The organism is Paraburkholderia edwinii (genome assembly GCF_019428685.1).
Taxonomy (GTDB): domain Bacteria; phylum Pseudomonadota; class Gammaproteobacteria; order Burkholderiales; family Burkholderiaceae; genus Paraburkholderia; species Paraburkholderia edwinii.
This window is the reverse complement of sequence record NZ_CP080095.1, coordinates 1883427-1898025: the sequence shown is the minus strand read 5'-3', so window position 1 is coordinate 1898025 and position 14599 is coordinate 1883427. Positions and strand designations below refer to the sequence as shown.

At 62.8% G+C, this 14599-nt stretch carries 15 protein-coding genes; 5 read left to right on the top strand and 10 right to left on the bottom strand.

Annotated features, from left to right (window positions below):
- Window positions 1-62: 62 nt before the first annotated feature.
- Entirely contained in the window at window positions 63-710 is a 648-nt protein-coding gene (locus KZJ38_RS08470; RefSeq protein ID WP_219799631.1) for a glutathione S-transferase family protein, read from the bottom strand.
- Between the two features lie 291 nt (window positions 711-1001).
- Here KZJ38_RS08470 and KZJ38_RS08465 point away from each other — a divergent pair, with 291 nt between their 5' ends.
- From KZJ38_RS08465 to KZJ38_RS08445, 5 genes are all read left to right on the top strand, one after another.
- The gene (locus tag KZJ38_RS08465; protein WP_246641742.1) at window positions 1002-2543 is read left to right on the top strand and encodes a 3-hydroxyacyl-CoA dehydrogenase; all 1542 of its coding nucleotides are present in this window, start codon (window positions 1002-1004) and stop codon (window positions 2541-2543) included.
- Window positions 2540-3328 (top strand): oxepin-CoA hydrolase, alternative type, encoded by a 789-nt coding sequence (locus KZJ38_RS08460; protein ID WP_219799629.1) that lies wholly within the window; start codon window positions 2540-2542, stop codon window positions 3326-3328. Before KZJ38_RS08465 ends, KZJ38_RS08460 begins: the two co-directional genes overlap by 4 nt.
- Window positions 3329-3355: 27 nt before the next feature.
- Entirely contained in the window at window positions 3356-4075 is a 720-nt protein-coding gene (locus KZJ38_RS08455; protein WP_219799628.1) for a histidine phosphatase family protein, read from the top strand.
- A 42-nt stretch (window positions 4076-4117) separates the two neighbouring features.
- The gene (locus KZJ38_RS08450) at window positions 4118-5224 is read left to right on the top strand and encodes a phosphotransferase (protein WP_219799627.1); all 1107 of its coding nucleotides are present in this window, start codon (window positions 4118-4120) and stop codon (window positions 5222-5224) included.
- Window positions 5225-5301: 77 nt separating this feature from the next.
- Window positions 5302-6549, top strand: a complete 1248-nt coding sequence (locus KZJ38_RS08445) for an acyl-CoA dehydrogenase family protein (protein WP_219799626.1) — start codon at window positions 5302-5304, stop codon at window positions 6547-6549.
- On the opposite strand, the gene KZJ38_RS08440 is transcribed toward KZJ38_RS08445, so the two are convergent.
- The 9 genes from KZJ38_RS08440 to KZJ38_RS08400 all read right to left on the bottom strand — a co-directional run bounded on the left by KZJ38_RS08440 (window position 6546) and on the right by KZJ38_RS08400 (window position 14599).
- Window positions 6546-7019 carry a MaoC family dehydratase gene (locus tag KZJ38_RS08440; RefSeq protein ID WP_219799625.1) on the bottom strand — a complete coding sequence of 158 codons (474 nt, stop codon included), beginning with the start codon at window positions 7017-7019 and terminating at the stop codon, window positions 6546-6548. The two genes, KZJ38_RS08445 and KZJ38_RS08440, sit on opposite strands and share 4 nt — an antisense overlap.
- Window positions 7016-7474, bottom strand: a complete 459-nt coding sequence (locus KZJ38_RS08435) for a MaoC family dehydratase (protein ID WP_219799624.1) — start codon at window positions 7472-7474, stop codon at window positions 7016-7018. Before KZJ38_RS08435 ends, KZJ38_RS08440 begins: the two co-directional genes overlap by 4 nt.
- A gap of 40 nt (window positions 7475-7514) precedes the next feature.
- Window positions 7515-8645 (bottom strand): acyl-CoA dehydrogenase family protein, encoded by a 1131-nt coding sequence (locus tag KZJ38_RS08430; RefSeq protein WP_219799623.1) that lies wholly within the window; start codon window positions 8643-8645, stop codon window positions 7515-7517.
- Between the two features lie 10 nt (window positions 8646-8655).
- Window positions 8656-9852 (bottom strand): acyl-CoA dehydrogenase family protein, encoded by a 1197-nt coding sequence (locus tag KZJ38_RS08425; protein WP_219799622.1) that lies wholly within the window; start codon window positions 9850-9852, stop codon window positions 8656-8658.
- 84 nt (window positions 9853-9936) lie between these two features.
- A complete protein-coding gene (locus tag KZJ38_RS08420) occupies window positions 9937-10380 on the bottom strand; it encodes a DUF1178 family protein (RefSeq protein ID WP_219799621.1) in 444 nt (147 codons plus the stop codon).
- A gap of 276 nt (window positions 10381-10656) precedes the next feature.
- Window positions 10657-11271, bottom strand: coding sequence for an NUDIX domain-containing protein (locus tag KZJ38_RS08415; protein WP_219799620.1), 615 nt, complete (start codon window positions 11269-11271; stop codon window positions 10657-10659).
- A 39-nt stretch (window positions 11272-11310) separates the two neighbouring features.
- Window positions 11311-11607, bottom strand: coding sequence for a DUF2818 family protein (locus KZJ38_RS08410; RefSeq protein ID WP_219799619.1), 297 nt, complete (start codon window positions 11605-11607; stop codon window positions 11311-11313).
- 3 nt (window positions 11608-11610) lie between these two features.
- Window positions 11611-13083, bottom strand: a complete 1473-nt coding sequence (gene nuoN, locus KZJ38_RS08405; RefSeq protein WP_219799618.1) for an NADH-quinone oxidoreductase subunit NuoN — start codon at window positions 13081-13083, stop codon at window positions 11611-11613.
- Between the two features lie 25 nt (window positions 13084-13108).
- Entirely contained in the window at window positions 13109-14599 is a 1491-nt protein-coding gene (locus tag KZJ38_RS08400; RefSeq protein ID WP_219799617.1) for an NADH-quinone oxidoreductase subunit M, read from the bottom strand.

Sequence of the window (14599 nt, the reverse complement as noted above, 5' to 3'; positions counted from 1 at the left end):
TGCGACGTGACGTGACGTGACGTGACGTGACGTGACGTGACGTGACGCGACGCGCATACGCTTTACGCTTTGCGCGTCGCTTCCATATACGCCTTGCGATCGGCCGTCACGCGCTCTGCGGCCGGACGCACGTTAATCGCTTTCCAGTAGCTTTTCCAGTCGATACCCGCCTCGACGAGAAAGTCGCGCCCATACACCTGCTGCGTCGCCAGACCGACGAGCGGCAAATGCACGAAGCCGCTGAAATCGGCAACGCTGAATCGATCGCCGCGCAGATACGGCCCGAACTGCGCCAATCGCCTGAAGCCGCCGATATAACGCGTCAGCAGTTTTTCGACACGCCCTTTCGTCGCATCGGTCACCGTGCCGCCGAAAAACGCCTGCTTGTACAGATTGCGCGCGGTGAGTTCAAGATGCACATCGACGAACAGCATCATCTCGCGCTCTTTCGCCGCTTCCCAAGGGTCACGCGAGAAAATCTGTTTCTCCGGATAGCAAGCGGCGAGGTACTCGATAATCGCCTGCGATTCGCAGAGGCTGCCGTGCTCGGTGATCAGGAATGGCACCTTGCCGAGCGGCGAATGCGCGAGCATCGCATCGTCCTGGCTCGCGAGCACCGTCTCTTCGATAAAAGGGATCTCGTGTTCGAGAAGCGCAAATTTGACTTTGTTGTAATAGTTGGACAGCGAGAAGCCGCATAGCCTGATCATTCGATGTCTCCCTGTATGGTCATTTATCGTCAGGCATTAAAACTGCCTGCATTGCCCTATCCACAGCGTCGTCATGCCCAGTGCCTGACATGCCGCCACGCGACGTTGCAGCCTCTGAAACCGCCATAGCCGGTTCGGCCGTGATATTTTAAGGTAACCATGGAGACAAACGACGCAATGACTCCCCTCTCCCGCGAGAACGGTCAGGACGGTCGCGACGATCGCGGCGGCCACACGGGCCGCCAGGGCCAGACCGGCATCGAAACCATCGGCATCGTCGGTACCGGCGCAATGGGCCGCGGCATCGCGCAGATCGCAGCGCTCGCCGGGCTCACGGTGCGCCTGTTCGATACGAACGCGTCCGCGGTGACCGCCGCGCGCGACTACCTGGCCGACACATTCGCGAAACTCACCGCAAAAGGCAAGCTCGACGACATCGCTGCACGCGCCGCGCTCGCCAAAATATCGGGCGCGCGGGCGCTCGCGGAATTCGCCGATTGCGATCTCGTCATCGAGGCCATCGTCGAAAAACTCGACGCGAAGCGCGCGCTGTTTCGCGAACTCGAGTCGATTGTGAGCGGCCGCTGCGTGCTCGCATCGAATACGTCGTCGCTATCGATTACCGCCATCGCTGCCGGCTGCAGCACGCCGTCGCGCGTGGCCGGCTATCACTTCTTCAATCCGGTGCCGCTGATGAAGGTCGTCGAAGTGATCGACGGTCTGCGCAGCGATCCGGCCGCCGGCAACGCGTTAATGGATCTCGCGCGCCGCATGGGCCATACACCCGTGCGCGCGAAGGATATGCCGGGCTTTATCGTCAATCATGCGGGACGCGGCATGAATACCGAGGGCTTGCGCATTGCCGACGAAGGCGTCGCGAGCTTCGTCGATGTCGATCGCATCATGCGCGAGCAGGCCGGTTTCCGGCTCGGCCCGTTCGAGCTGCTCGACCTGACCGCGCTCGACGTGTCGCATCCGGTGATGGAGTCGATCTACCACCAGTTCTATGAAGAGCCGCGCTTTACGCCGTCGCCGATCACGGCAACGCGGCTGGCGGGCGGATTGATCGGCCGCAAGGCGGGCGAAGGATTTTATCGCTATGTCGACGGCAAGCAGCAGGCGCCGCAGGACGCGCCCGCACCGACCGTCGCATTGCCGCGGCGTGTCTGGATCAGCAAGCAGAACATGCAGGCGCACGATGCAGTGCAGGCGCTCGTCGAGCAGGCTGGTGTCGCGCTCGACACAGGCGCCACGCCCGCCGCTGACTCACTGATCGTCGTCGCGCCGTTCGGGCTCGATGCGACGACCGCCGCGCTCGACGAACAACTCGATGCGACACGCGTCGTTGCCGTCGATGCGTTGTTCCCGCTGTTTCCTTCCGTCGGCACACCGCGCCGTACGCTGATGACCACGCCCGCAACCACGCGCGCGGCACGCGACAGCGCGCATGCGCTGTTCGCCGCCGATGGCGTGCCCGTCACCGTGATCCGCGATTCGGCGGGCTTCGTCGCACAACGCGTCGTCGCGACGATCGTCAATATCGGCTGCGATATCGCCCAGCGGCAAATCGCGACGCCGCAAGACATCGACCTCGCCGTCACGCTCGGCCTCGGCTATCCGCGCGGCCCGCTCGCACTCGGCGATGCGCTCGGCGCGCCAACCATCCTGACGATTCTGCGCAACATGTATCGCGTGCTCGGCGACCCGCGCTACCGCCCTTCGCCGTGGCTCGCGCGGCGCGCGCAACTCGGCCTGTCGCTGACGCAGCCCGACGCCGCCGACGCGGATACCGACACGACCGATACACCGAACTCCAGGGAGCAACCGCAATGACCGCCGAACTACTCGCCGCGCGCCCCGCCGAAAGCGAATCGACGCTCGTGCTGACGCTATCGAACCCCGGCGCGCGCAACGCGTTGCATCCTGACATGTACGCGGCCGGCATCGAAGCGATCGAAACGGCCGAACGCGACGCATCGGTACGCGCGATCGTGCTGACCGGCGCCGACCAGTTCTTCTGCGCGGGCGGCAATCTGAACCGGCTGCTTGAAAACCGCGCGAAGGATCCGTCCGTGCAGGCGCGCAATATCGACCTGCTCGGCGAATGGATCGCGACCCTGCAGGCATCGACGAAACCGGTGATTGCCGCGGTCGAAGGCGCGGCAGCCGGCGCCGGTTTTTCGCTCGCGCTTGCGTGCGACCTCATCGTCGCCGCCGACGATGCGAAATTCGTGATGTCGTATGCGCGCGTGGGCCTCACGCCCGACGGCGGCGCGTCGTGGTTTCTCACACGCGCCTTGCCGCGTCAGGTCGCAACCGAGGTGCTGATCGAAGGTAAGCCGATTGGCGCGGCGCGTCTGTACGAACTCGGCGTGGTGAACCGGCTCGCGAAACCGGGCGCGGTGCGCGACACGGCGCTCGCATGGGCCGACGAACTCGGCAAGCTGTCGCCGAATGCGACCACGCGCATCAAGGCGCTGATCGGCGCGGCCGGCACACAGCCGCTCGACGCGCATCTCGTTGCGGAACGCGACAGCTTCGTTGCGTCGCTCCAGCATCGCGATGCGCTCGAAGGCATCAGCGCGTTCCTTGAAAAACGCGCGCCCATTTACAAGTAATTGCGGCGGCCTTTAGCGCTCAACACCATGCCTCAATACCAATTACCGAAACGCCGCCGGATTTATCTGATGCGGCATGGAGACGTCACCTACTTCGACGGCTCGGGCCGCATGATCGACCCGGACACGGTGCCGCTTAACGCGGACGGCCGCGAACAGGCGAGCGCGGCGGGCCGTGCGTTCGCCGAACAGCAGATCCGCTTCGACCGCGTGATCGCCAGCGGCCTGCCGCGCACCGTCGAAACGGCGCAGCGCGTGCTCAACGAGACGCGCCAGCAGATCGACATCGAGCTCGAGCCCGCGTGGCTCGAAATCCGCGGCGGTAAACTCGGCGGCATTCCGGACACCGATATCGAAGCAGCGTTTCTCGGCATCTTCGACGGCATCGTCCCTGAGAACACGCAGTTTCTCGGCGGCGAAACGATCGGCGCGCTGTTCGATCGGGTGTTGCCCGCGCTTGGCGCGCTACGCGATGACAAAACCTGGGATTGCGTACTGCTCGTGCTGCACGGCGGCGTGAATCGCGCGATCCTGTCGCACGCGCTTTCCGCTGGCGGCCGCACGTTTTATGGACATCTTTCGCAGGCGACGGGCTGCATCAATGCGCTCGACGTCGGCGACGCGCCGCGCGACTGGGTGCTGCGTCTGATCAATCACTCGCCGCCGTCACCGCTGCATCGGGACATTCGCAATACGACAATGGAAATGCTGTACGCGCAGTTCAGTCAATACAAGAAGCAGAGTTAACGCATCCGGCTGAGACGCTCAAACAAGCGTTAGGAGGAGACAATGCGGCAAACAACGACGCCCAATGCGGCGCCTGGCAGCACCGACTATTCCGCATTTATCGGCACACGGCCGGTGAACGACCAGCAGCGCGTCGACGCCGGCGCACTGACTGCATGGCTCGCCTCGCATGTCGACGGCTTTAAAGGGCCGCTCACCATCGAGCAGTTCGCGGGCGGCCAGTCGAACCCGACGTTCAAGCTGATCACGCCTTCGCGCGCCTACGTGATGCGCACGAAGCCGGGCCCGGCGGCAAAGCTGCTGCCATCGGCGCATGCAATCGAACGTGAATACCGCGTCATGCATGCATTGCGCGACACCGATGTGCCGGTCGCGCAGATGCTCGCGCTATGCGAAGACGAAAGCGTGATCGGCCGCGCGTTCTATCTGATGGAGTTTGTCGACGGCCGCGTGCTGTGGGATCCATCGCTGCCCGGCATGACAGGCGAACAACGCGCCGCCATCTACGACGAGATGAACCGCGTGATCGCGGCGCTTCATGCCGTCGAACCGGCAAACGTCGGACTGACCGACTACGGCAAACCGGGCAACTACTTCACGCGGCAGATCGGCCGCTGGAGCAAGCAATATCTCGCGTCCGAAACCGAACCGATCGATGCGATGCAACGGCTGATCGACTGGCTGCCACAGCATATTCCGAACGAAAGCGCGTCGCACGTGTCGATCGTGCATGGCGATTACCGGCTCGATAATCTGATCTTCGATGCACGGGAACCGCGCGTGCTAGCGGTACTCGATTGGGAACTGTCGACGCTCGGCGATCCGCTCGCCGACTTCGCGTATCACTGCATGGCGTGGCATGTCGATCCCGCGCAGTTTCGCGGCATCGCAGGTCTGGACTGGCGCGCGCTCGGCATTCCCGACGAAGCCGCGTATGTGGAACGTTATTGCGCGCGCACGGGCTTCGAGATTCGCGGCGACTGGAACTTTTACCTCGCGTACAACATGTTCCGCATCGCGGCGATTCTGCAGGGGATCATGAAGCGCGTCGTCGACGGCACCGCGGCCAGCGCGCAGGCACTCGATGCGGGCCGCCGCGCGCGGCCGATGGCCGAGCTCGCCTGGCGCTACGCGCAGAAGGTGCGCTGATTGGGCAATGAGCAGATAACTGAACAACTGAGCAGGCAACTGCGTGAGTCACCGAGTGGGCCATTAAAGAGGCAACGATGAATTTCGACTACACCCCGAAAGTGCAGGCGCTGTGCGAAAAACTGCTCGCCTTTTTCGACGAGCATATCTATCCGAACGAGCGCGCGTTCGCCGCCGAAATCGCGCTGAACCGGCAGAACGGCAACGCGTGGGTGCCGACCGAACTGATCGAAACACTGAAGCAGCGTGCGCGCGATGCGGGCCTATGGAACCTCTTTCTGCCCGATTCGCAACGCGGCGCCGGACTGACGAATCTCGAATACGCGCCGCTTTGCGAGATTATGGGACGCGTGCCATGGGCGCCCGAAGTGTTCAACTGCAATGCGCCCGACACGGGCAATATGGAAACACTCGAGCGTTATGCCAGCGAAGAGAACAAGCGCGAATGGCTCGAGCCGCTGTTGCAAGGACAGATCCGCTCCGCGTTTCTGATGACGGAGCCGGAAGTTGCGTCATCGGATGCAACCAACATCCAGACGCGCATCACGCGCGATGGCGACAGCTATGTGATCAATGGGCACAAATGGTGGTCTTCGGGCGCAGGCGACCCGCGCTGCAAGCTCTTTATCGTGATGGGCAAGACCGACCCCGATGCGCCGCGCCATCAGCAGCAGTCGATGATCCTCGTGCCGTCGGACGCGACCGGCATTACCGTGCATCGGCCGTTGACGGTGTTCGGCTACGACGACGCGCCGCACGGCCACATGGAGATCACGCTCGATCACGTGCGTGTGCCGGCGTCGAATCTTTTGCTCGGCGAAGGACGTGGCTTCGAGATCGCGCAAGGCCGGCTTGGACCGGGCCGCATTCACCACTGCATGCGGCTGATCGGTCTCGCCGAACGCGCACTCGAACTGATGTCGAAACGCGTGCTGCAGCGTGTTGCATTCGGCAAGCCGATCGCCGCGCAAACGGTCACCCAGGAGCGTATCGCGGAAGCGCGCTGCATGATCGAGCAGGCGCGACTGCTGACGCTGAAAACCGCGTACATGATGGACACGGTCGGCAACAAAGGCGCACGCGGCGAGATCGCGATGATCAAGGTCGTCGCGCCGAACATGGCGTGTCAGGTGATCGACTGGGCGATTCAGGCGCACGGCGGAGCTGGCATGAGCGACGATTTTCCGCTCGCTTATGCGTACACAACCGCACGCTGGCTGCGCTTCGCCGATGGTCCCGACGAAGTGCATCGCAATGCGATCGCCAAGCTCGAGTTCGCGAAATATGCGCAGGAGGGTGCGGGTTCGAGTCCCGCACCGGGCTAGAAATAGTGGCGCGTAATGAATTCGGCGACGCACACGGGCCGTTCGCTGCCCTGCCGCTCGAGCGTCACATTCCAGACGACCTGCAGGCCGCCCTGCTCCGCGTCGGTCGCGCTCGCGACGGCAAAGCTCGCGCGCACCTGCGAGCCGACCGGCAGCGGCGCCGTAAAACGCACGCGATTCAAGCCGTAATTCACGCCGAAGCGCTGTTTAAGCGGCAGCGTGCGCTCGAGCAATACGGGTATCAGCGACAGCGTCAGAAATCCATGCGCGATCGGGCCGCCGAACGGCGATTCGCGTTGCGCACGCTGCGGGTCGACATGAATCCACTGACGGTCGCCGGTCGCTTCCGCAAACCGATCGACGCTCGCCTGATCGATCTCGACCCATGCGCTCACGCGCGGCGCGGCGCCGATCAGCGCGCGCACGCCGTCGGCGCTGTCGATAGGCAGGATATTCGCGTTCGCCGTCATGCGGCCGCTCCTGGATTGTGCAAGCCGTAGATGCCTTTGGCGCGCACGGTGATCACGGTCTCACCGCGCTGGTTCATGCCGGTCCATTGCGTCGTCACGATGCCGCGGTCGGGCTTGCTCGCCGACACACGCTTGTCGAGCACGGTCGACGTCATGCGTATCGTGTCGCCGACACGCACGGGCTTGAGCCAGCGGATATCGTCGATGCCGGGCGAGCCCATCGACGTCGAGCCGCCCAGCGCATTGCGCACAAGCAGCCCCATCATCACCGAGCACGTGTGCCAGCCGCTTGCGACCAATGTGCCGAACGCCGATGCGGCGGCCGCTTCTTCATCCACATGAAACGGCTGCGGATCGAACTGCCTGGCGAACGCGACGATCTCGTCGCGCGTGAAAGTGTGCTCGCCGATTTCGTATGCCTTGTTCACTTCGAAATCTTCGTAGCTGATCCCCATGTCTACCCCATCTGTTTGAATTTGAATTGGCCCGAAGCGATCAATCGACGGCGGCAAAACCGGGCAGCGCGGCAAAGCGTGCGAGATGATGGTCGACATCGCCAAGCGTCGTTTCGATGATTGATAGGCGCTTGAACAGATGCGCCGCCATCACTTCGTTCGTCATGCCCATGCCGCCGTGCAGCTGGATCGCCTGCTGGCCGACGAAGCGCGCGGCCTGCCCGATACGCGCCTTCGCGGCGGACACGGCACGGCGCCGTTCATCGTCATCGGCGTTCGCGGCATAGCGGACCGCCGCCAGATACGTGAGCGAACGCGCCTGTTCGGTGTGCATCATCATCTCGACCATCCGATGCTGCAGCGCCTGGAAGCGCGCGATCGGCACGCCGAACTGCTGGCGCGTTTTCGTGTATTCGACGGTGGCCGCGTTCAGCGCATCGAGCGCACCGAGCGCTTCGGCGCATAGCAGGACAGTGGCGTAGTCCGCGATGCGCTCGAGCGTCGCCGCGCCGGCGTGTACACCTTTCAACGCGCGCGCGGGCGTTTGCGTGAATTTGAGCGTTGCGGCACGCTGGCCGTCGATGGTCCGATAGTCCGTGATGTCGACACCGGCCGCGTCGCGCGCAACGATGAACAAGGCGATTTCGCCGGTATTCACGAGAGCGGGGACGATCCAGTAATCGGCTTGTGCGCCATGCTGCACGACCGACTTCGTGCCGTCGAGTTTGTATTGGCCGCCTTGGTGCGTGACCTTCGTATTGACGGCAAACAGGTCGTAGCGCGCATCCGGCTCGTGAAACGCGACGGCGAGTTTGAGTACGCCTTGTGCGACGCTTTCGAGCAGCGTGTTGTCGTCTTCACCGCCGCCGCCCGCAAGCCGCAGCGCCTCGACACCTACCACGGTCGCCCAGTACGGCTCGACCGCTAACGCACGGCCCAGCTCCTGCATGACGACCAGCATATCGATCGCATTGCCGCTAAATCCGCCTTGCGCTTCGGGCACCGGCAACGCGGTCAATCCGAGTTCGGCGAATCCGGCCCAATGTGCGCTCGACACGCCCGCGTCCGATTCAATGATCGCGCGGCGCGCATCGAAGCCGTACTCCTTGTCCAGATACCGGCGCAGCGCGTTCGCGAGCTGCTGCTGTTCGTCGTTGAACGTGAAGTCCATGCGCCGCTCCTCAAAGTCCGAGCATCATCTGCGCGATGATGTTCTTCTGGATTTCGTTCGAGCCGCCGTAGATCGACGTCTTGCGATAGTTGAAGTAGTACGCGGCAAGCGGCGCGGCATCGTCGTCGCCGGTCACACTGCGTGCGCGTTCGCCTTCGAGAAACGGCACGTCGAACGGCGCGGCGAGCGGACCGATCGCTTCGAACATCAGTTCGGTCAGGCCTTGCTGGATCTCCGTGCCCTTGACTTTCAGCAGCGAGGCTTCCGGTCCCGGCCCGCGCCCCTGCGTTTCGTTCGCGACGACGCGCAGCACCGTGACGTCGAGCGCTATCAGATCGATCTCGAGGCTCGCGACCTTTGCGGCGAACACGGGGTCATGCAGCAGCGGCTTGCCGTTCTTTTTCTGCGCGAGCGCAAGACGCTTGAGGAATGCAAGCTCACGCTTTGAATTCGCGACGCGCGCGATGCCCGTACGCTCGTGGCCCAGCAGATACTTCGCGTAAGTCCACCCGCGATTTTCCTCGCCGACAAGATTCTCGAGCGGCACTTCGACGTCTTCGAAAAAGACTTCGTTGACTTCGTGTTCTTCGTCGAGCGTGATGATCGGCCGCACCGTGATGCCGGGGCTTTTCATGTCGATCAGCAGGAACGAGATGCCCTCCTGCTTTTTCGCATCGCCATCGGTACGCACGAGACAGAACATCATGTCCGCGTGCTGGCCGAGCGTGGTCCAGGTTTTCTGGCCGTTCACCAGGTAGTGGTCGCCGCGGCGCTCGGCGCGCGTGCGCAGCGATGCGAGGTCCGAACCGGCGCCCGGCTCCGAGTAGCCCTGGCACCACCAGTCGGTGCCGTCGAGAATGCGTGGGAGATAGCGCTGCTTTTGCGCGTCGCTGCCGTATTTCATCAATACCGGCGCGACCATCGATACACCGAACGGCAGCACCATCGGCGCGCCGATGCGCGCGCATTCCTCGTCCCAGATATGGCGCTGCGTCGCGTTCCAGCCGGGGCCGCCGAATTCGGCCGGCCACGCCGGCGCGGACCAGCCGCGCGCGCCGGCTATCCGGTGCCAGCTCGCGTAGTCGTCGCGATTCAGACGTTTGTGCCGGAGGACCTTGTCGGACAGTGCATGCGGAAGATGCGCCTCGAGCCACGCGCGAATCTCGGCGCGAAATGCGTTATCGGCGGGCGTGTAGTTCAGGTCCATGCGCGGATGCTCCCTGCCGCGGCCGTTTCGCGTTTGACGCCAGGCCGCCGGATACCGCGCACGTTACGTGCACGCTAGTGCACGTTATTGCAGCGGCTCTTTCAGCGCGGCGGGAAGCGGCAGCGGCATCACGTCGATGCCTTCTTCGACCAGGGCTTTCGCATCTTCGGGTATCGTCACACCGCGAATATTGCGTGCGGGCGCTTCGTTGTAGTGAATGCGCCGCGCTTCCTCGGCGAAGCGGTCGCCCACATTCTCAGTCTTTTCCAGCACTTCGCGCAGCGCCCGCATTGCCCGCGCCTGCCACTCCTGCTGCGCGGGTGATGCATTGGCTGCGGCGCCCGGTTGTGCGCCGCTTGCGCCCGACAGATTGAGGCGCGGCGCGGACGGCAAACGGCTCACTTCCTTGGCGCCGCAAATCGGGCATTCGACAAGGTGCTTGGCCGCCTGCGATTCGAAGTCTTCAGCGGAAGCGAACCACCCTTCGAACCGATGGCCGTGCGGACACTGTAAATCGAGGACCTTCATCTGGAATCAGGGCTTGCGTACGAGTTTAGCGCAAAAAAATGGTTTATGAACGATCGTTCTAAAACGGCGTTGCCGGTGTCGGCTCGCCGGTATCGGCATTCTTATGTGGGGATCGTCCCGGAAGGCACAATGGTACTCCCGCGTGAGCTACGCGGGCCGCGCTTCACCGCATCTTTTCGTGCGACGTCGCGATCGGGCGCGAGCGCAGCGATGTTCAGCCGGGCGCTGCGCCTCTTACGCTTTTATTTCGGATTTCGGCCTTTCGCGCGTCGTCGTTCAGCCTTCGACGGGGGCCGGAACGGCCCACGTGCCGGACAGGAATTTCTCCAACCAGAACGTGCCGATGATCGTCTTCACGTCGCTGAGCTCGCCGCTGCGGATCCACTCCGATACCTCGGGCACCGTCGCGGTAAAGGTCTCGATGAACTCGCCCTCGTCGAGCTTCTGCTCGCCCGCCGTCAGGCCGCGCGCGAGGTAGATGTCGATAAACTCGGTCGAGTAGGAAATGATCGGATGGATGCGCGTAAGGTAAATATATTCGCGCGCCGTATAGCCTGTTTCCTCTTCGAGCTCGCGCTTCGCGCAGGTGAGCTCGTCCTCGTTCGGATCGAGCTTGCCGGCCGGATATTCGATCATCACCTTGCCGGTCGCGTAACGATACTGCCGCTCCAGCAGCACACGGCCGTCGTCGAGCAAGGGAATCACCATCACCGCGCCCGCATGCACGACGTATTCGCGCGTCGCTTCCTTGCCGTCGGGCAGGCGCACCACGTCAAGGTTGACCGTCATGAACGGCCCCTTGTACACCTGTTTGCTCGACACGCGCGTTTCGTTCAGGGCGGCGTGATGTTCCAAATGATGCTGTTCCGGATGTCCGGTACGTTCAGCCATATGCGACCTCTGGAAGACCAGGCGCCGCGGCTGGAGCCGTCAGCGCCGTTTGACGAGATATTGAAACGCGAAACCAGGAAACGAGAATACGACGAACAGGCTGAAAGTAATTGCGTAAAATTGCCAGCCCTGCTCGAAACGGTTGCCGGCACGCGCTTCGAGCATGAAGCCGAACGCGCCGACAATAAAATACAGCACGATCATTTCACCAATTCGGATCCACGCGCTCTTCTTCGCGGCCTTCATCGGCACGACCGCAAAGAGACGCTGGTTAGCGAACGGCAGGTTGGCGCCGACCAGCGCCAACAGCACGATAAACCACCCGGCTGCCGACATCGTTTAAAGCGGCAGCGTGTGCGAGATAGCCTGCAGGCAGACCGTCATCAGCGGGCCCGGCACGATGCCGAGTACGACCACCGCAACGCCGTTCAGCGCAAGCAGCAGGCGCTTGCTCGAATCGGCGGCGATCACCGTCGTGTCCTGCGGCTCGTCGAAATACATCAGCTTGACGATACGCAGGTAGTAGAACGCGCCGAACAGCGACGTGATAACCGCGAGCACCGCGAGCCACGTGAGGCCGGCGTTCATCGTCGCCTCGAGCACGGCCAGCTTCGAGTAGAAGCCGACCGTCGGCGGGATGCCGGCGAGCGAGAACATCATCACCATCATCACGAACGCGTAAACCGGGTTGCGCTGGTTGAGGCCCTTGAAGTCGTCGAGCGTGTCGGCTTCGAAATCCTTGCGGCCGAGCAGCATCACGACACCGAACGAGCCGAGCGTCGTCACGAGGTAGACGATGCTGTAGAACATGGCCGAACCGTATGCGCTTGCTGCGGCAGACGTCTTGCCGTCGACCACGCCCGCGAGCAGACCGAGCAGCACGAAGCCCATGTTCGAGATCGCCGAGTACGCGAGCATCCGCTTCACATTGCGCTGCACGATACCGGTGATATTGCCGACGATCAGCGACAGCGCCGCGAGGATGATGAGCATCTCCTGCCAGTCCACCGCGAGCGGCAGCAGGCCCATCACGAGGAAGCGCAGGCCCCACGCGAACGCGGCCACCTTCGGCCCGCCGCCGACGATCAGCGTCATCGCGGTCGGCGCGCCCTGGTACACGTCAGGCACCCACATATGGAACGGCACCGCGCCCATCTTGAAGGCGATACCCGCGACGATAAAGATCACGCCGAACAGCAGCACGACGTCGTTGATGCGGCCCGATGCGACTGCCTTCAGCACTTCGTTGAGCTCGAGCGAACCAGTCGCGCCGTAGATCATCGAGATGCCGTACAGCAGGAAGCCCGATGCGAGTGCGCCCAGCACGTAGTACTTCATCGCCGCTTCGTTCGACTGCGATGCGTCGCGGCGCAGCGCGATCACCGCATACAGCGACAGCGACATCAGTTCGAGGCCCAGATACAGCGTCAGGAAGTTATTGCCCGAAATCATGATCAGCTGTCCGAGCAGCGAGAACATGCCGAGCAGGTAGAAATCGCCGCGGAACAGGTTACGGTCTTCGAGATACTTGCGCGAGTAGATGATCGAGACCGTGTAGCCGAGCGTCACCACCGCCTTCATCACGCTCGCGAACGGGTCGACGATATACATGCGCGTGAAGTAGTAGTGCTGAACCGGGTCGAGTGCAAGCGTCGCGAACCAGATGCCGGCGACAAGCGTCGAGAATAGCGCGATCAGATACGTGGTGCGCCGGCCGGCCGGGCCGACGAACGTATCGTTGAGCCACGCGACGACAACCGCGGCCATCACCAGCGCGTCGGGTAGCAGAGCACTCAAAGGGGCGTTTTGCATGATTTTCTAGTTCCTCCGCTCTGCACTACTGCGCCAGCGGCAGCTTCGACTGCGAAACGTGGGTAAGGAGATTCTCCACGGACGCATGCATCACTGAAGAGAAAGGCTTCGGGTACAGGCCCATGAACAGCGTCAGCGCGGCGAGCACGATCAGCATGAAGAGCTCGCGGCCGTTGATGTCGATCAGCTTCTTCACGTGGTCGTTGGCGACCGCGCCGAAATACACACGCTTGTACATCCACAGCGTGTACGCGGCGCCGAGAATCAGCGTGAAGGCAGCGCCGAACGCAATCCAGAAGTTGTACTGGACCGCGGCCAGGATCACCATGAACTCGCCGACGAAACCGGACGTGCCCGGCAGGCCGCAGTTGGCCATCGCGAACAGCATCACGAACGCCGCGAACTTCGGCATCGTGTTGACCACGCCACCGTAATCGGCAATCTGGCGCGTATGCATACGGTCGTACAGCACGCCGATGCAAAGGAACATCGCGCCCGAGACGAAGCCGTGCGAGATCATCTGCACGATCGCGCCTTCGACGCCCATCTGGTTGAAGATAAAGAAGCCGAGCGTGACGAAGCCCATGTGCGCGATCGACGAATACGCGACGAGCTTCTTCATATCGGCCTGCACCATCGCGACGAGACCGATGTAGATCACCGCGATCAGCGATAGCGTGATCACGACCGGCGCGAGAAAGTGACTTGCGTCCGGCGCGATCGGCAGCGAGAAGCGCAGGAAGCCGTACGCGCCGAGCTTCAGCATGATCGCCGCCAGCACGACCGAGCCGCCCGTCGGCGCTTCGACGTGCGCGTCAGGCAACCACGTGTGCACGGGCCACATCGGCACCTTCACCGCGAACGCGAGGAAGAACGCGATGAATAGCAGCACCTGCGGCGTCATCGGAATCTTCGCGGCATGCCATGCGGCGAGGTCGAACGTGCCCGTCTGCGTGTACAGGTAGATGAGGCCGACCAGCATCAGCAGCGAACCCATCAGCGTGTACAGGAAGAACTTGAACGCCGCGTACACGCGGTTCGCGCCGCCCCAGACACCGATGATGATGTACATTGGAATCAGCGTCGCTTCGAAGAACACGTAGAACAGCATGCCGTCGGCAGACGAGAACACGCCGACCATGATGCCCGACAGGATCAGGAACGCCGCCAGATACTGGCCGACGTTCTTCGTGATCACTTCCCACGCGGCGACCACGACGATCACCGTGATCAGCGCGGTCAGCACGACGAACCACATCGAGATGCCGTCCACGCCAAGGTGATACGTGATGTTGAAACGCTCGATCCAGTTCGCCTGCTCGACGAACTGCAGCTTCGCCGTGTCGGGATCGAAATCCGTCATCAGCGGAATCGTGACGATAAAGCTCAGGACCGAGCCGACCAGCGCGATCCAGCGCGCCGGCATCGGGTTGCGATCGTTGCCGACCGCGAGCACGATCAGGCCGAACACGATCGGCATCCAGATCGCGATGGAGAGAATCGGATAGTTGTACAT

Excerpts from the sequence above, each read along its gene's own strand:
- KZJ38_RS08470 (WP_219799631.1), bottom strand. The coding sequence starts at position 710 with ATGATCAGGCTATGCGGCTTCTCGCTGTCCAACTATTACAACAAAGTC.
- KZJ38_RS08465 (WP_246641742.1), top strand. The coding sequence starts at position 1,002 with ATGGGCCGCGGCATCGCGCAGATCGCAGCGCTCGCCGGGCTCACGGTG.
- KZJ38_RS08460 (WP_219799629.1), top strand. The coding sequence starts at position 2,540 with ATGACCGCCGAACTACTCGCCGCGCGCCCCGCCGAAAGCGAATCGACG.
- KZJ38_RS08455 (WP_219799628.1), top strand. The coding sequence starts at position 3,356 with ATGCCTCAATACCAATTACCGAAACGCCGCCGGATTTATCTGATGCGG.
- KZJ38_RS08450 (WP_219799627.1), top strand. The coding sequence starts at position 4,118 with ATGCGGCAAACAACGACGCCCAATGCGGCGCCTGGCAGCACCGACTAT.
- KZJ38_RS08445 (WP_219799626.1), top strand. The coding sequence starts at position 5,302 with ATGAATTTCGACTACACCCCGAAAGTGCAGGCGCTGTGCGAAAAACTG.
- KZJ38_RS08440 (WP_219799625.1), bottom strand. The coding sequence starts at position 7,019 with ATGACGGCGAACGCGAATATCCTGCCTATCGACAGCGCCGACGGCGTG.
- KZJ38_RS08435 (WP_219799624.1), bottom strand. The coding sequence starts at position 7,474 with ATGGGGATCAGCTACGAAGATTTCGAAGTGAACAAGGCATACGAAATC.
- KZJ38_RS08430 (WP_219799623.1), bottom strand. The coding sequence starts at position 8,645 with ATGGACTTCACGTTCAACGACGAACAGCAGCAGCTCGCGAACGCGCTG.
- KZJ38_RS08425 (WP_219799622.1), bottom strand. The coding sequence starts at position 9,852 with ATGGACCTGAACTACACGCCCGCCGATAACGCATTTCGCGCCGAGATT.
- KZJ38_RS08420 (WP_219799621.1), bottom strand. The coding sequence starts at position 10,380 with ATGAAGGTCCTCGATTTACAGTGTCCGCACGGCCATCGGTTCGAAGGG.
- KZJ38_RS08415 (WP_219799620.1), bottom strand. The coding sequence starts at position 11,271 with ATGGCTGAACGTACCGGACATCCGGAACAGCATCATTTGGAACATCAC.
- KZJ38_RS08410 (WP_219799619.1), bottom strand. The coding sequence starts at position 11,607 with ATGTCGGCAGCCGGGTGGTTTATCGTGCTGTTGGCGCTGGTCGGCGCC.
- nuoN (WP_219799618.1), bottom strand. The coding sequence starts at position 13,083 with ATGCAAAACGCCCCTTTGAGTGCTCTGCTACCCGACGCGCTGGTGATG.
- KZJ38_RS08400 (WP_219799617.1), bottom strand. The coding sequence starts at position 14,599 with ATGTACAACTATCCGATTCTCTCCATCGCGATCTGGATGCCGATCGTG.